Here is a 16826-nt window from a genome sequence, read left to right on the forward strand (position 1 = left end):
ATGATTGTTTCATTTATGGTCGCAATGGACGAAAATAGAGTAATTGGTAAAGATAATAATTTACCTTGGCGTTTACCGAGTGAATTACAATACGTGAAGAAAACAACGATGGGTCACCCGCTTATTATGGGAAGAAAGAACTATGAAGCGATTGGTAGACCGCTGCCTGGAAGACGTAATATTATTGTAACACGTAATGAAGGATATCACGTTGAAGGATGTGAAGTTGTTCATTCTGTAGAAGAAGTATTCGAACTATGTAAAAATGAAGAAGAGATTTTTATTTTTGGCGGAGCGCAAATTTACGATCTCTTTTTACCATACGTAGACAAGTTGTATATAACAAAAATTCATTATGCATTTGAAGGAGATACATTCTTCCCAGAAATGGATATGACAAATTGGAAAGAGATTTTTGTAGAAAAAGGTTTAACAGATGAAAAAAACCCGTATACGTATTATTACCACGTATATGAGAAACAATAATAAAGAAGATTGATGTGAGAATTCGCATCAATCTTCTTTATTTATATTCACCAATATAAGTTTATAGATGAGATTCGATAGTGCTATAATGATAGGTAGCATGTAAAAATGCTAAAATTTTCAAAAGTACTATTATATAAAGAGGAGGAGAATCGATTGAGAAAGATATGGGGGATTCTTTTTCTTTGCTTAACATTCATGTTAGTTGGATGTGGTAAAGAAGAAAAACCACAAGAAGCGTTTGATACATATGTAAAAGCGTGGAATAAACAAAAATTTGCAGATATGTATGATCAACTATCAAAAAATGCAAAAAAAGATATTTCAAAGAAAGAATTTACTGAGAAATATGAAAAAATTTATTCTGGTATCGAAGTGAAAGACTTAAAGGTAGAAACAGGGGAAGTAAAAGAAGATAAAAAAGATGAAGGCCCTGTTCCTTTTAAAGTAAGCATGGATACAGTTGGTGGTAAAATTACTTTTGGCCATGAAGCAAAAATGGTGAAAGAAAAAGATGGAGATAAAGAATCTTGGAAAATAGATTGGACTCCTGATTTTATTTTCCCTGGCATGACGAAAGATAGTAAAGTGCGTATGCAGACAACACAGCCAAAACGTGGTGAAATATACGATCGTAATGGAAAAGGTCTTGCAACAAATGGGAAAGCTTCTGAAATCGGATTGATTCCTGAAAAGTTAGGCGATACTGCTCCGCAAACGAAAGAAACAGTAGCGAAGTTATTAAATATGTCTGTAGAAGAAATTGATCAAAAATTAGCTGCTAAATGGGTAAAACCAGGGTATCTCGTACCAATTGGAATTTTGCCTGAAGGGGCAACGCAAAATACGTACATTGATTTACCAGGTGTTTCAACAAAACCTGTAAATGTTCGTACATATCCGTTAGGGGAAGCGGCAGCTCATCTGACTGGTTATATTGGAAAGGTAAATGCTGAAGATTTAAAAACGCTACAAAAGAAAGGCTATCAAGCTGATGACCCAGTTGGTAAAGCTGGTTTAGAGCAAGTATTAGAGGAAAAGCTACGCGGTAAAAAAGGTGGCCGTGTCTTTGTAGAAGATGCGCAAGGAAAAGAAATTAAAAACTTGGCAAAAACAGATGCTGTTGATGGAGAAAATGTAACTTTAACTATTGATAGTGCTGTTCAAGAAAAAACGTATAATGAAATGAAGGGCGAAGCTGGTTCAAGTGCAGCAATCAATCCGAAAAGTGGAGAAACAATTGCACTAGTAAGTAGTCCAGCATATGATCCTAATTTAATTGCACGAGGAACATCGAAAGCGCAACGCGAAGCTTGGAATAATGATCCGAAAAAACCGATGACGAATCGCTTTACACAATTATCGGTACCAGGTTCTGTATTTAAACCAATTACAGCTGCAATTGGTCTTGAAACGAAAACAATCGATCCAAAAGAAGAGTTGAAAATTGAAGGATTAAAATGGACAAAAGATTCTTCTTGGGGTAATTATTATGTAACGCGTGTGAAAGATGCAAATCCGATTGATTTTGATAAGGCGATGAAATACTCGGATAATATTTACTTCGCACAAGAAGCTTTGAAAATCGGAAAAGACAAGTTTATGAGTGAAGCGAAAAAATTCGGATTCGATGAGAAACTACCAATTGAATATGGATTCCCTGCTTCTAAAATTGCAAATGACGGTATTAAAAATGATATTCAAATGGCAGATACAGGATATGGACAAGGACAAGTATTAATGACTCCTCTTCATTTAGCTTTAACGTATGCGCCAATTGTAAATGATGGAACGATTCCATCACCGTATATTATTAAAACAGATAAACAACCAAAAGCTTGGAAAGAAAATGTAATTTCTAAAGGAAATCAGGATATATTAAAAACTGCTATGACGAAAGTAATTAATGATCCGGATGGTACAGGGAAAATTGCTAAGATTGATGGAATGACTCTTGCTGGAAAAACAGGTACAGCGGAATTAAAAGTATCTAAAGAAGCCGAAGGAAAAGAACTAGGCTGGTTCGCTGCATTTGATTTGAATTCGCCAGATATGGTCATTACAATGATGATTGAAGATGTAAAAGGTAGAGGTGGAAGTAACATTCCAGCTGAAAAAGTAAAACATGTTTTTCAAAAATAATATGTAATAAAAGGCTATCTCTATAATTTATAGAGGTAGCCTTTTTGTATGAGAAGTCTTAATATCTGTATACTAAATTTTAGAGAAACAAAATAAATCATTAACTTACGAAAAAAAAGTAGCTATTTTTTATTGACATTGAATAAAACTTTTTGTATTATACTTACATAAGGTAAGTTATTAACTTTTAAAAAACAAATCTTGAATTGAAGATAAAAAGAAAAAAGGGAGAGAATACAATGACAAAAGTACTATTTATCACAGCAAATCCAAATTCAGCAGAAGGTTCTTTCGGAATGGCAGTAGGGGAAGCTTTCATCGAGGCTTATAAAAACGAGCATCCACAAGACGAAGTTGTAACAATTGATCTATTCAATACTACTGTACCAGCAATCGATGCAGATGTATTTGCTGCTTGGGGTAAATTTGCAGCAGGTGAAGGCTTTGAAACTTTAACGGAAGCTCAACAACAAAAAGTAGCAGCAATGAACACAAACTTAGAAACATTTATGCATGCAGATCGTTATGTATTCGTAACTCCAATGTGGAACTTTAGCTATCCACCAGTAGTAAAAGCATACTTAGATAACGTAGCAATCGCAGGTAAAACATTCAAATATACTGAAAATGGTCCAGTCGGCTTATTAGAAGGTAAAAAAGCACTTCACATTCAAGCAACAGGTGGCGTATATTCTGAAGGAGCATACGCAGCTGTAGACTTCGGACGCAATCATTTAAAAACTGTATTAGGATTTGTCGGTGTAAATGATACTGATTATATTGCAGTTGAGGGTATGAATGCAAACCCTGAAAAAGCACAAGAAATTAAAGAAGCGGCAATTGCTAATGCTCGTGAATTAGCAAAACGTTTCTAATATAGAATGCTTAAAAAGTCCAAACACTTGCTGTTTGGACTTTTTTTCTTCTTTTTCCTTCGTTTGTCTAGTATAATGAAGGTCGGAATGATAATAGGTGGGGGTTCTGTATGATTCAAACGTTTTTTAAAATCTTTTATTTAATTTTAATTGTAATTGCGATTACACCGAGAATGTGGCGTCTTAAAAGACAAGTAAATACGATGGCGCCAAAAGAAAAAGATAATGCTGTGTATAAAACGACAAATTGGTTTGGTAAGAAAATGGTACGTGTAGCTGGAGGGACAGTAGAAGTGAAAGGGCTTGAAAATGTTCCGAAAGACAAGCCGGTACTAGTTGTAAGTAATCACCAAAGTAATATGGATATCCCTGTTTTACTAGGTTACTTAAATAAACCAATTGGATTCGTGTCAAAGGCAGAGATTAAAAAGTTCCCAGTTGTACCAACTTGGATGGAACTTATGAATTGTGTATTTATGGATCGTAGCGATCGTCGTCAATCTCTTAAAGCAATTAAAGATGGAATCGAACTATTAAAGAATGGACATTCTATCGTAATTTTCCCAGAAGGAACGAGAAGTAAAGGTGGCGAAGTTGGAGAGTTTAAGGCTGGTAGTTTCCATCTTGCAGTAAAATCAGGTGTAGCAATTTTACCTGTAACGTTAGATGGTACATATAAGATGTTTGAAGCGAATGGAAATCGTATGAAGTCAGCTCATGCAACAGTAACAATTTCTAAGCCGATTACACCTGAAGAGTATGCGAATATGGATATTAAAGAATTAACGAAGCATACACAGGAAGTTATCGCATCACAATTACATAAGTAATAAAAAAGGTTTCAGCTTATAGTAAGCTGAAACCTTTTTTATTATGCTGTAGGTAAGACATAAAAGAGTACACAGAAGAACATCATCGTACTACCACCTAAAACGAACAGGTGCCATATGGCATGGTTGAAAGGTAGCTTTTCCCAAAGGAAGAATATAGCTCCGACAGAATATAAAATTCCACCTGCTAAAAGTAGTGAAAAACCATGTCCAGTTAGATTTTCATAAAGTGGTTTAATAGCAACGATTATGAGCCAGCCCATAATGATGTAACATAAAGTTGATGCCTTTATAAAGCGACGTACAAAGAAGATTTTGAAGACGATACCTCCGATTGCAAGTGTCCAAATTATAGCAAGCAACGTCCATCCTAATGGGCCACGAAGTGTAATAAGTAGAAAAGGAGTATACGTGCCAGCAATCAATAAGTAAATGGCTGAATGATCTAAAATAGTAAATATTTTTTCTACTTTAGGATGATGAATGCTATGTAGCAATGTTGAAAACAAGTACAGTAAGAACATGCTTACACCATAAACAGTAAATGCGACTACAGCTGATGCGGTACCGTGCTTAGAAGCATGAATAATCAATATGATTAAGGCAGGGATGCTTAAAATGGCACCGATACCATGTGTAATTGCATTTGCAATTTCTTCTTTTACAAATTGGGTCATTCGTGTCATTTTTTCAGTCATAATGCAAATCCTTTCTACTATCATAAAATAATATGTCATTTCCCTTACCATATCATACACAAGAGCATTAGAAAATGAAATTTGTATAATTGATTATATTTTTGAATTTTTTTGACAAAAGGCAATGGATTTGTTGACGTTTTCAAACTTTTTTGACAAAATAAAATTATGTAATAGTAGGACAAGGAAACTACTAATAAAGGGGATGGGGAAATGTTTTCAAATATTGGCTTTCCAGGGTTAATTTTAATTTTAGTAGCAGTACTCATTTTATTTGGACCTAAAAAATTGCCGGAAATCGGGAAGGCTTTAGGGGAAACGTTAAAAGAGTTTAAAAAATCAACGAAAGAATTGACAGATGACGCATTTCAAGAAAAGGAAAAGAAAGAAAAACTGTAATGTATTTTCCTTGTAATGGATAAATAAAGTGTGGTGAACGAGATGGAAGATCGGGAAATGAGCGTAGTAGAACATATTGTTGAGCTTCGAAAAAGAGTAATATATACGGTGTTATCCTTTGTACTATTTTTAATTATTGGATTTACTTTTACAAAGGATATTTATTTTTGGCTTGTAAAAGATTTACCAATGAAATTAACTGTTCTCGGTCCAAGTGATGTATTGTGGATTTTTTTCTCGATTGCTACAGTATTTGCTATCGTTTGTACAATTCCTTTTGCTGCTATACAAATTTGGTTATTTGTAAAACCGGGTTTACATCCAAATGAACAAAAGATGACAATAATGTATATACCGGTATTGTCTATATTATTTATCGCAGGTTTATGTTTTGGATACTTTATTGTAATGCCGTTTCTATTTCACTTTTTAACTACTATAGGTAATGAAATGTTTAATACGATGTTTACGACAGAAAAGTATTTTCATTTTGTACTTAATTTAACAGTTCCATTTGCTGTGATTTTTGAATTGCCAGTCGTTGTAATGTTTTTAACTAGTATTGGAATACTTACGGCGGAATTTTTAATAACAATAAGAAGGTATGCTTACGTAGCGTTGATTATCATTGCATCTTGCATATCACCGCCTGACTTTTTATCTCATAGTTTAGTTGCGGTGCCGCTTATTTGTATTTATGAAGTAAGTATTGCTTTATCAAAGGTTGTTAGTAAGAGAAAAAAGAAAAGAGAAGAAATGCAGTCGAAAAGTGCCTCGTTATAAAGGCACTTTTTTATTTATTTGTTATACTATAGCTATAAACGTATACAATATATAGAAGAAAAAAATTATAGAATCTCCAAAATTTAGACAAACTTTGCGCTTTTATAAGCTTATACTAAATGTATTAAACAATTGATGGGTAATGAGGTTCCCGTCTCAGGGATATTTAGGACGGGAAGATGGATTAGGTGGAGATGAATAGAGTATAAATCTTCTAGCCATAAGGGCTACAGAAATCATATAAGTCTGATTTTACTCCACTTTAAACAACGTCTTACAGCGCAAAGTAGAGGAAGTTCAAAAATCCAATGAAAAAGAGGATTGATATTGTGATTACGAAAAGTTTTTATTTCACTCATTCAACAGGGGATTGTATTAAAATATTTGAAATCCCTGTCCTACAGGCACAGCATCCATTATCGTTTCTAATTCAGTCTCGTCTTCAATTATTTATTGCAAAAATTCAAAAACAAAAACATCCAAGATTTTCATATTCTTTCCGTGAATATTTACAAAATTGTTTGAAGTGGAATGATTATTTAAATGTATATAAAACAAATACTCTTGAAAAAAATGCATGATATAGAGTAGAGACAGGGTTAGGAGCTCTGTCTTTTTCATTTTAGATATAAAAATATAATTAATTTGATGAAATTTCGTTCCAAATTGTTGAAAGCAATGGGAATACTAGTATAATAACAAGGAGAGCGTATTGGAAAGGGAAGAATATAATATGCAAAAAATTAAAATTGTAACAGATTCAACAGCAGATTTATCACAAGAGGTAATCGAGAAGTATGACATTCATGTTCTACCATTATCAATCTCTGTAAATGGACAAACATATTTAGATCGCGTTGATCTACAACCAGATGAATTTATTGAAGAAATGCTTAAATCAGAGGAACTACCAAAAACATCACAACCAGCAATGGGTACATTTGTAGAAATGTATGACAAGTTAGGTGAAGATGGAAGCGAAGTACTTTCCATTCATATGACAAGTGGAATGAGTGGTACTGTAGCAACTGCAAATAGTGCTGCATCAATGACCGATACAAAAGTAACAGTTGTTGATTCTCAATTTATTACACATGCTTTAGCATATCAAGTAATTGAAGCTGCAAAAATGGCAAATGAAGGACGCTCACTAGAAGAAATTTTAAAACGTGTAGATGAAGTAAGAAAGAATACTCGTTTATATGTAGTAGTAGATACATTAGAAAACTTAGTGAAGGGTGGACGTATCGGTAAAGGAAAAGCGTTTATCGGTTCGCTACTTAATATAAAGCCAATTGCTAGTCTTGAAGACGGTGTTTATAATCCTGTAACGAAAGTTCGTAGCCAAGGCCAAATTGTAAAAACATTAGCTAAGTTATTTGAGCAAGATACAGCTGGAAAAGTTGTAAAGGCTGTTGCAATTCCGCATGCGAAAGCAATTCCTTTAGCTGAAAGTATGAAAGCGGCGGTTGAAAAAGTGAGTGGGTTTGCTCAATCAGAAATTTTCTATACTACGCCTATAATTAGTACTCATACAGGTCCAGGTGCAATCGGATTTATGTATTTAGCAGAGTAATAAAAAAGCTACTTGAAAATATATTTCAAGTAGCTTTTTTATGTAAATAGAAAGTAAGAAATAAGAAGAGCTATACAGGCACTACCGCTAATGATATAGCGAGTCTGTAAATATTCATTCATAGATAACACCCTTTATCCTGCTATTTGCGGACAGTAAAACTCCCACCTCAAAATTTAGCTGGAGCAAAGAGGTTAGGTGGCGGGCTGTCCGTAAAAGCCCGATTGGTGAAGGTTAATAATCAGTGGGGATAAAGAAACTCCCACTGATTAAAGTTTCATTATAGGATTTTCTATATTATATGTTGGATATAGAAAATCAGTCGTTACGTTACACATGTAAAGTTTCAATTTTTTCATTTACTTGCTTATCATTTGTTGCGTTACTATAAATAAAAGTTTGGCCTAAAAAGAGTACATGCAGTTGTTCCCATGGTAACATGCGCAAATTCCAATTATTTCGAAGTCTAGTTATTGCTTCACGAGGTGTTTCATCGGCGAGTGCAAAAGCTCCGTAATGCATCGGTATAAAATGCGTAGCGTTTAAATCTAAATAAGCTTGCACAGCTTCTTCGGGTGAAACATGAGATACTTTCATAAACCATTCTGGTTCATAAGCGCCAATGGGCATAAGAGCAATATCAATTAAAAAGCGTTCACCGATTTCTTTGAAACCTTGGAAATAGCCACTGTCGCCACAAAAATATATGGTTTCCATAGTCGTTTCATTATCAATAATCCATCCGCCCCAGTGAGACGTATTCATATCAAATAAGAATCTTCTCGTCCAGTGCTGAGCAGGTACGAAGTGAAAAGAAACTTCGTTAATTATCGTACTTTCCCACCATTTATACTCTTCTACATGTTTAAATTTCTTACGAGTAAATAATTTTTTTAATCCGATAGGTACAAGATATAGAACATCATCATTCAACTGACGAAGAGTTGAAAAATCTAAATGATCATAATGACCATGTGAAATAAGGACAATATCAATTTTAGGCAGTGCTTCTATAGAGAGTCCAGGTTCTGTAAGTCTTGTAACTAGCTTTAATTTATTGGCCCATACTGGATCTGTTAATATATTAAGTCCATTCGTTTGGATAAGAAAAGTAGAATGCCCAATCCATGTGACAGTCGTTTTTTTTACATTACTTTGCAAAAATGCACTTTGTTTAACGGGTGATTGTTCTACTAAGAAAGAAAAATCTTTTTTGTTTTGCTTTCGTTCTTTACGCCAGCGTAAAAAAGAGCGAATTGATTTTTTTGTACTAACATTATCCATATTTTCATAGCGCTTTGCCATGAACATCACCTCATTTACAATCGTTGTATTTGTATTGTACCGAAATGTTGTTAAGGAATACAGTGTAAAACATGGATTAATGTTTAAGGAATTGTTAAAAAATAGGGAGAGGTATTTACAAAAGTAACAATAAAATTAGTTTTATCAATTCTATTTATAGAAATAATAGTAAAAAATATATTTTGTCTAGTAATTCGCTTGAAATAAAGAAGTAACATACGTAAATTCGTACGATTTCGTGAACAAATGTAGTAAACAATTTTCTCGTAGTGTTAACTTTTGTTATTATAAACATAACCTATTTAAATTTAGGATAGAGAAAAGAGGTTTATAAATGAAGCGTTATCAAAAAATAATTGGTCTTATGGTTGTATTTTGTCTCTTTGTACTTGCTGGATGTAGTGAATCAGGTTCAAAGCTTCGTAAACCATTAAATTGGGATTTAGAAACTTTCCAATTTACAAATCAAGATGGAAAGCAATTTGGTACAAAAGATTTAAAAGGGAAAGTTTGGGTTGCAGATTTTATGTTCACAAATTGTCAAACAGTTTGTCCACCAATGACTGCAAATATGGCCAAGCTGCAAAAGATGGCAAAAGAAGAGAAGATAGACGTTCAGTTTGTTTCATTTAGTGTAGATCCAGACCTTGATAAGCCGGAAAATCTGAAAGCTTTTATTCAAAAGTTTACAGAGGATACTAGTAACTGGAATTTATTAACGGGATATTCGTTAGAAGATATTACGAAGTTTTCAAAAGATAATTTCCAATCACTTGTAGATAAGCCGGAGAATGGTCAGGTCATGCATGGTACATCATTTTATTTAATTGATCAAAACGGAAAAGTAATGAAAAAGTATAGTGGAATTAGTAATACGCCATATGAAGACATTATACGTGATATGAAGCGATTAGTGGATTAAAAATAAGGGTGCTATGCACCCTTATTTTTTTTTGCATTAGTCTATGGATAAAATGTCATGTTGTTGGGGAAGTTTCGGCGCCCGAATTTCTAATACGCCGTTTTGATAAGAAGCTTTTGCTGCTTTTTTATTAATTGAATACGGCAACTTAATCAATCTTGATGCTTCTGAAATGGAACGTTCCCGGCGATAATAGTTATGGGATGTTTCTTCTTCTTCTTCGAGTATCTCTTCTTTTACAGAGACTTTTAAGTATTCACTTTGTATTTCAATTTGAATTTGCTCTTTTTGTATACCTGGTAGTTCAGCTGTAACAACGAGTTCTTCACCAACTTCATATAAATCTACAGGGAATGTTAATAAACGGTTTCCTTTTTGGAAAAAATGATTTAAATCAGCGATTACATTGCGAAGAGGTGTTTGCTCGAAGAAATCATCAATTTGCTTTAAGTAATTACGAACCGGTGGGCGAGAAGAATCTTTTTTTTCTTCACTCATGGTATTCCCTCCTAGAAATCAATTTGCAATATCATATGACAAAAGCGGAGAAAGGTGAGTGCCTAGTTTTCATGTTTTCATAAAAAATTGTTAAAAATGTGAAATGGAGTGATTTTTTTATAGTTTTTGGTCGCCATATTCAGTTGATTATGCTAGTATAAATAGGGTTGATATAGTAGTATAGAAACAGAATGAAAACCGAAAGAGGGTAAGAAGTATGTGTGGTTTTGTAGGATGTTTATGTGAAAACCCTAGAGAGTTTTCAGAAACAGAAAAACATCAATTTGAAAATATGAACACGATGATTTTCCACCGTGGTCCAGATGACGAAGGATATTTTCGTGATGAACATGTACAATTTGGCTTCCGCCGTTTAAGTATCATTGACTTAGAGGCAGGACATCAGCCGCTAACTTATGAAAATGATCGATATGTAATTATTTTTAATGGTGAAATTTACAACTATGTAGAATTACGTGAAATGTTACTTGAAAAAGGTGCAACGTTTGCAACACAATCTGATACAGAAGTTATCATTGCATTGTATGCACATATGAAAGAAAAATGTGTAGACTATCTTCGTGGTATGTTTGCATTTATGATTTGGGATCGTGAAGAGAAGAAACTTTTCGGTGCACGTGACCACTTCGGTATTAAACCTTTATACGTCGCACAACAAGGTGATACTACATTCTTCGCATCTGAGAAGAAAAGTATTATGCATGTGATGGAAGATAAAGGAGTTAATCCAACGTCACTACAACATTACTTTACGTACCAATATGGTCCAGAGCCAGAAACATTAACAATTGATGTTAATAAAATTGAGCCTGGTCATTATTTCGTAAAAGAAATCGGTAAAGAGATGGAGATCCATCGCTACTGGAAACCTTATTTCAATGCTTCAAGCGCAACGAAAGAGGAGCATATCCAAGCAATTCGTGATGTGTTATACGATTCAGTAAAAGTGCATATGCGCAGTGATGTACCAGTAGGTTCATTCTTATCTGGTGGTATCGATTCATCTATTATCGCTTCTATCGCAAGAGAAATGAATCCAAATCTTTTAACATTCTCTATTGGTTTTGAACAACGTGGTTTCAGTGAAGTTGATGTTGCCAAAGAAACTGCTGAGAAATTAGGCGTTAAAAACCATAACGTATTCATTTCAGCGAAAGAGTTTATGGATGAGTTCCCAAAAATCATTTGGCATATGGATGATCCTTTAGCAGATCCAGCAGCTGTACCATTGTACTTCGTTGCAAAAGAAGCACGTAAGCATGTAACAGTTGTTCTTTCAGGTGAAGGTGCAGACGAGCTATTTGGTGGTTATAACATTTATCGTGAGCCAAACTCACTAAAAATGTTCTCTTACATTCCTAGCCCAGGTAAGAGCGTTCTAAAAGCATTAAGTGGTGCTCTTAAAGAAGGATTTAAAGGTAAGAGCTTCCTAGAGCGTGGATGTACGCCAATTGAAGAGCGTTACTATGGAAACGCGAAAATCTTCCGTGAAGAAGAAAAAGTTGAATTAATGAAGTATTACAATGAAAGTGTTAACTATATGGATATCACGAAACCATTGTATAACGAGATTAAAGATTATGATGATGTAAGCAAAATGCAGTACATTGACATGTTCACATGGTTACGTGGTGACATTTTATTAAAAGCTGATAAAATGACAATGGCAAACTCATTAGAACTTCGTGTACCGTTCTTAGATAAAGAAGTATTCGATGTTGCATCTAAAATTCCAACTGAATTTAAGATTGCTAACGGAACTACGAAAGCTATTTTACGTGAAGCAGCACGCGGAATCGTTCCAGATCACGTATTAGATCGTAAAAAACTTGGATTCCCAGTACCAATTCGTCACTGGTTAAAAGACGAAATGCATGATTGGGCTATCAATATTATAAACGAGAGTAAAACAGAGCATTTAATCGACAAACAGTATGTATTAAACTTACTGGAAGCACATTGTGCAGATAAAGGCGATTATAGCCGTAAAATTTGGACTGTCCTTGCGTTTATGGTATGGCACCAAATTTATGTTGAGCATAAATACGATACGAATAAGTTCCATGAAGAAACAAAACGTGCGTATAGCTTAGTTTAATTAGAAAAACCTTAAGATCGCATACGGTCTTAAGGTTTTTTTCATAAATAGGAAGTATTATTGATACAATAATAGTAAAAGGATGGACAACATATGATTACGTTTGAGAAAGTTACCGTAGAAAATGAAAGCGTTGTTAAAGAAATGTTTAAATCGCATAGTTTAGGTGAGAAAAAGGTACAGTACTGTGTGAAAGTTGATGATACATATATTGGTGTAATAGATTATAGTGTTCAAGAGGAACGAGCTGTTTTATCACAGCTAATTATTCATTTTGATTACCAAGGTTACGGTTATGGTGCAAATACGTATTTTACATTTGAAGAAATGATGAAACAAAGAAATGTGAAAGAAATAAAAGTGCTACAAGAGGAATTAACAGAAAAGGCGAAGTCTTTCATAGAGAGTTTTGGTTTTACTTCAGAAGATGAAGAGTATGTAAAAAAAATATAACGATGATTACTTATGCGATAAAATAAATATAAGGCAGGTGGATGTATGACGATGACTTCTGGTCTTGTATTAATTGGAGGGTGCTTTATAGTAGCAGAATTATGTCATATACTCATTCGGAAAAGAATGAGTAAGAAAAAAAAGCCGTATGAATTACAATACGTCCCTGTCTTTTTCATTATGTTTTGTATGCTTAGTACATTACAAAATCTAATGAACTTTCCACCACTTGTGAATGTTTTTTTAAAGTTCGGTTTACTTTATAGTGGTGCTGGAATAATACTTTTATTTATTTTATTTTGCATACGTTATGCTCACTATCAATCGTATATATTTATTTTAAATTGGTTAAAGCAAGATGATAGAAAACGCCTTACATAAGGCGTTTTTTTTATTTGTAATTGTAACAGAACTTGTACATTTCACATAAAATAGGACGAGTAGCAATGCAAACATATTACAAGAAAGGGGCGGGGCAATAAAATGAAACTTGTTATAGACGCAGGGCACGGTGGATATGATTCTGGTGCTGTTGGTAATGGTTTAGTAGAAAAAAACTTAACACTTCAAATTGCTAGACGCGTTCGAGACATTTTAACGGTAAATTACCCAATTACAATTAAAATGACACGTGATAGTGATGTGTTTATTTCTTTATCGGAACGTGCTAATATTGCCAATGCTTTTGGTGCGGATTATTTTATTTCATTTCATATTAATAGCGGCGGGGGTACAGGTTTTGAAAGCTATATTTATAATGCGTTATCCAACAGCAGCACTGCATATGCAAAGCAACAAAAGATGCATACAGCAGTAAATCCTGTATTAACAAAATACGGTCTTCGTGATCGAGGAGCAAAAAAAGAAAATTATGCGGTATTAAGAGAAACCGCAATGGATGCAATTTTAACTGAGACTGCCTTTATTGATACAACGTTTGATGCAAATTTATTAAAAAATCCACAATTTATTGAAGATCTAAGTCAAGCGTATGCGAATGGAATAGCGGCTATTTTTGGAGTAGCTCCAAATCCACAACCTCCTAACCCACAACCGACACCTCAAACGAAGGGAATCGCTTATATCCTTGGGAAAAATGTAAATTTAAGAAATGGTCCATCAACTTCTTCCTCAGTTATTCGTCAATTAAATTCTCCAGAATCTTACGTTGTATATCAGGAAAGTAACGGATGGTTAGATTTGGGGAATGGACAATGGGTGTATAATGATCCTTCTTACATTAATTTTGTAAAGACAAGTAATAGTGATGGAAGTCCGATTGGGGTTGCATATATACAAGGGATGAATGTAAATTTAAGAAGTGGTCCAACAACTACATCTGCAGTTATCCGCCAATTAAATTCTCCAGAATCTTATTTAGTATATATAAATGAAAATGGTTGGTTAAACCTTGGTGGAAATCAGTGGGTATATAATGATCCATCGTATATTAAGTATACTCAATATTAGCAATTAAAATGATAATGCAATATGGATGCGTATCTTTGTTATGTATAACAAAGATACGCATTTTAATAACAACATTTATTTTCATACTTATGCACTATGTTTTAAAAAGAAACATTAGAAAAGCGGATAGAATCTAAACAGTATATATTAAAAAAGTTTTCTGATATACATTGACAATGTATGTAGGATACATTAATCTTTAATTGTTAATGATAATCGATTTCATCTAGGGAGGACATATGATACATACTAAAAAACTAATTATGTTCTGCATTATGATACTCATGGTTGTAATTGCAGGATGTAGTAAAGAAGAGAAAAAGGAAAATGATATATCAGCGAAAGCAAAAGATTCATATACGGTAAAGCATGCAATGGGCGAAACGACAGTAAATGGTACACCTAAAAAAGTTGTTGTTTTAACAAATGAAGGTGCAGAGGCTCTTCTAGCTGTGGGCGTAACGCCAGTGGGGACTACGAAACCACGTGCTGGTGATGAATGGTATCCTCATGTAGCGAAAGAGTTAAAAAATACGGAAGTTGTAGGAACTGAACGTGATATTAATTTAGAAGCAGTAATGAAGCTTAAGCCAGATTTAATTATCGGAAATAAAATGCGTCACGAAAAAATATATAATCAGCTAAAAGAAATCGCACCAACTGTTTATGCAGAAACATTACGCGGTGATTGGAAAGAAAACTTTACGCTTTATACAAAAGCTGTAAATAAAGAAAAAGAAGGGCAAAAAGCTCTTGATGATTATAAAAAACGTATTGAAGGAATGAAAGAGAAGTTAGGCGATAAATTGAATTCTAAAGTTTCTATTATTCGTTTCGTGCCAGGTGATGTTCGTATTTATCAAAAAAACTCATTCTCGGGAGTTGTTTTAAATGATATTGGATTTAAACGACCACCATTACAAGATAAAGATGATTTTGCGATAAAAGGAATTACAAAAGAGCAAATTCCAAATATGGACGGAGACTACTTATTCTATTTCACGTCTGATAAAGATGCAGATAAGAATAATGAAGGAAATTCGTTAGCAAAGGAATGGACAGAAGATCCGCTCTTTAAGCAACTACAGGCTTCTAAAAATAATAAAGTATTCCAAGTAGATGAGGTAATCTGGAATACAGCAGGCGGTATTAAAGCTGCGAACCTTATGTTAGATGATATTGAAAAATATTTCCTTAAATAAATGATAAAATACATCACTTTTACGAAGTGATGTATTTTTTTGTGAAAATACAGAAAATTCCTTCTTTCGAGGTGACATAAGTTGTACAATAAAATCAATCATGTGATAAAGGAGTGGGGAAGAATGAAAGCTACTCATAAAGATTGGATCTTGTTTAATGGGAGAATGATTAATACGAAGGAAGAACAGCCGATGGTCGCATTAGAAGAGCGCGGTTTCCAATTTGGTGATGGTATTTATGAAGTATTTAGACTATACGATGGCAAGCCTCATTTATTAGATTTACATTTAGAACGATTCTTTAACTCTATGGCAGAAATAAAACTAATTCCACCATTTACGAAGGAAGAATTAGTAGAAGAGTTATATCAAATGATTGAAAAAAATCAATTTCAAGAAGATGGGAATGTATATTTACAAATATCAAGAGGTGCACAACCGCGCAATCATGTATATGAATCAGATTTACAACCGACATATTTTGCAAATCTTGTTTCGTTTCCAAGACCAGTTGCTTCAATGGAGGCAGGGATTAAGGTAACAGTAGAAGAGGACATCAGGTGGAAGTTTTGCCATATAAAATCTTTAAATTTGCTTCCTAATATTATGATCAAAAACAAAATAAATGAACAAGGATATCAAGAAGCAATATTAGTACGGGATGGCATTGTGACTGAAGGGTGTCATTCCAATTTCTTTATTGTGAAAAATAATAAGTTAATTACACATCCAGCGGATCATTTCATTTTACATGGTATTACACGTCACTACGTGATTACATTAGCGACAGAGTTACATATCGAAGTAGAAGAACGAGAGTTTTCATTACAAGAAGTATATGAAGCTGATGAGTGCTTCTTTACAGCGACGCCACTTGAAATATTCCCAGTCGTTCAAATTGGTGATGAACAGTTTGGAGCTGGTGAAAGAGGACCAATTACGAAAAAATTACAAGCTGCATATGAAGAGAGTATTCGTTTGTTTAAAGTGACAAATTAATCATGAAGAAAAAAGCTGGTATTCTTCCGGCTTTTTTTCATGATATAATTCAAGCATAGGACAAGTTTT

General features: G+C 33.8%; 18 protein-coding genes. 15 read left to right on the plus strand and 3 right to left on the minus strand.

The window, feature by feature from the left end:
• From ACQRBL_RS10700 to ACQRBL_RS10715, 4 genes are all read left to right on the plus strand, one after another.
• Positions 1-486 (plus strand): dihydrofolate reductase, encoded by a 486-nt coding sequence (locus tag ACQRBL_RS10700; RefSeq protein WP_098256945.1) that lies wholly within the window; start codon positions 1-3, stop codon positions 484-486.
• Positions 487-642: 156 nt separating this feature from the next.
• The gene (gene pbpC / locus ACQRBL_RS10705) at positions 643-2628 is read left to right on the plus strand and encodes a penicillin-binding protein 3 (protein ID WP_016098466.1); all 1986 of its coding nucleotides are present in this window, start codon (positions 643-645) and stop codon (positions 2626-2628) included.
• Positions 2629-2867: 239 nt separating this feature from the next.
• Positions 2868-3503, plus strand: coding sequence for an FMN-dependent NADH-azoreductase (locus ACQRBL_RS10710; RefSeq protein ID WP_000170028.1), 636 nt, complete (start codon positions 2868-2870; stop codon positions 3501-3503).
• Positions 3504-3613: 110 nt separating this feature from the next.
• Complete coding sequence (locus tag ACQRBL_RS10715) at positions 3614-4333, plus strand: lysophospholipid acyltransferase family protein (protein ID WP_000616582.1); 720 nt, start codon at positions 3614-3616, stop codon at positions 4331-4333.
• 41 nt (positions 4334-4374) lie between these two features.
• On the opposite strand, the gene trhA is transcribed toward ACQRBL_RS10715, so the two are convergent.
• The gene (gene trhA / locus ACQRBL_RS10720) at positions 4375-5031 is read right to left on the minus strand and encodes a PAQR family membrane homeostasis protein TrhA (protein WP_000136890.1); all 657 of its coding nucleotides are present in this window, start codon (positions 5029-5031) and stop codon (positions 4375-4377) included.
• Positions 5032-5244: 213 nt separating this feature from the next.
• Here trhA and ACQRBL_RS10725 point away from each other — a divergent pair, with 213 nt between their 5' ends.
• The 4 genes from ACQRBL_RS10725 (at position 5245) to ACQRBL_RS10740 (ending at position 7789) form a co-directional block, all read left to right on the plus strand.
• Positions 5245-5430, plus strand: a complete 186-nt coding sequence (locus ACQRBL_RS10725) for a twin-arginine translocase TatA/TatE family subunit (protein ID WP_000492442.1) — start codon at positions 5245-5247, stop codon at positions 5428-5430.
• A gap of 42 nt (positions 5431-5472) precedes the next feature.
• Positions 5473-6213, plus strand: a complete 741-nt coding sequence (tatC, locus tag ACQRBL_RS10730; RefSeq protein ID WP_023521829.1) for a twin-arginine translocase subunit TatC — start codon at positions 5473-5475, stop codon at positions 6211-6213.
• Positions 6214-6542: 329 nt separating this feature from the next.
• Entirely contained in the window at positions 6543-6794 is a 252-nt protein-coding gene (locus ACQRBL_RS10735; RefSeq protein WP_000629012.1) for a DUF2535 family protein, read from the plus strand.
• 152 nt (positions 6795-6946) lie between these two features.
• Positions 6947-7789 carry a DegV family protein gene (locus ACQRBL_RS10740; RefSeq protein ID WP_021036079.1) on the plus strand — a complete coding sequence of 281 codons (843 nt, stop codon included), beginning with the start codon at positions 6947-6949 and terminating at the stop codon, positions 7787-7789.
• 330 nt (positions 7790-8119) lie between these two features.
• Here the strand turns inward: ACQRBL_RS10740 and ACQRBL_RS10745 are convergent, their stop codons facing one another.
• Positions 8120-9094: an MBL fold metallo-hydrolase gene (locus ACQRBL_RS10745; RefSeq protein ID WP_001129640.1), complete on the minus strand. Its 975-nt coding sequence runs from the start codon at positions 9092-9094 to the stop codon at positions 8120-8122.
• Positions 9095-9428: 334 nt separating this feature from the next.
• Here ACQRBL_RS10745 and ACQRBL_RS10750 point away from each other — a divergent pair, with 334 nt between their 5' ends.
• On the plus strand, positions 9429-10016 hold the full coding sequence (locus ACQRBL_RS10750; protein WP_000833332.1) for an SCO family protein: 588 nt from the start codon (positions 9429-9431) through the stop codon (positions 10014-10016).
• 36 nt (positions 10017-10052) lie between these two features.
• On the opposite strand, the gene ACQRBL_RS10755 is transcribed toward ACQRBL_RS10750, so the two are convergent.
• Positions 10053-10514, minus strand: a complete 462-nt coding sequence (locus ACQRBL_RS10755; RefSeq protein WP_001288086.1) for an Hsp20/alpha crystallin family protein — start codon at positions 10512-10514, stop codon at positions 10053-10055.
• 217 nt (positions 10515-10731) lie between these two features.
• On the opposite strand from ACQRBL_RS10755, the gene asnB reads away from it, so the two are divergent.
• The 6 genes from asnB (at position 10732) to dat (ending at position 16757) form a co-directional block, all read left to right on the plus strand.
• Positions 10732-12633: an asparagine synthase (glutamine-hydrolyzing) gene (asnB, locus tag ACQRBL_RS10760; RefSeq protein WP_000333826.1), complete on the plus strand. Its 1902-nt coding sequence runs from the start codon at positions 10732-10734 to the stop codon at positions 12631-12633.
• 93 nt (positions 12634-12726) lie between these two features.
• The gene (locus ACQRBL_RS10765) at positions 12727-13086 is read left to right on the plus strand and encodes a GNAT family N-acetyltransferase (protein ID WP_000627519.1); all 360 of its coding nucleotides are present in this window, start codon (positions 12727-12729) and stop codon (positions 13084-13086) included.
• 51 nt (positions 13087-13137) lie between these two features.
• The gene (locus ACQRBL_RS10770; protein WP_043924652.1) at positions 13138-13467 is read left to right on the plus strand and encodes a hypothetical protein; all 330 of its coding nucleotides are present in this window, start codon (positions 13138-13140) and stop codon (positions 13465-13467) included.
• Between the two features lie 102 nt (positions 13468-13569).
• Positions 13570-14556: an N-acetylmuramoyl-L-alanine amidase gene (locus ACQRBL_RS10775; RefSeq protein WP_411996418.1), complete on the plus strand. Its 987-nt coding sequence runs from the start codon at positions 13570-13572 to the stop codon at positions 14554-14556.
• A 239-nt stretch (positions 14557-14795) separates the two neighbouring features.
• The gene (locus ACQRBL_RS10780; RefSeq protein ID WP_023521835.1) at positions 14796-15758 is read left to right on the plus strand and encodes an ABC transporter substrate-binding protein; all 963 of its coding nucleotides are present in this window, start codon (positions 14796-14798) and stop codon (positions 15756-15758) included.
• Positions 15759-15881: 123 nt separating this feature from the next.
• The gene (dat, locus tag ACQRBL_RS10785) at positions 15882-16757 is read left to right on the plus strand and encodes a D-amino-acid transaminase (protein ID WP_023521836.1); all 876 of its coding nucleotides are present in this window, start codon (positions 15882-15884) and stop codon (positions 16755-16757) included.
• Positions 16758-16826 lie beyond the last annotated feature (69 nt).

The organism is Bacillus sp. AF62 (assembly GCF_050312695.1).
Taxonomy (GTDB): Bacteria; Bacillota; Bacilli; order Bacillales; family Bacillaceae_G; genus Bacillus_A; species Bacillus_A cereus.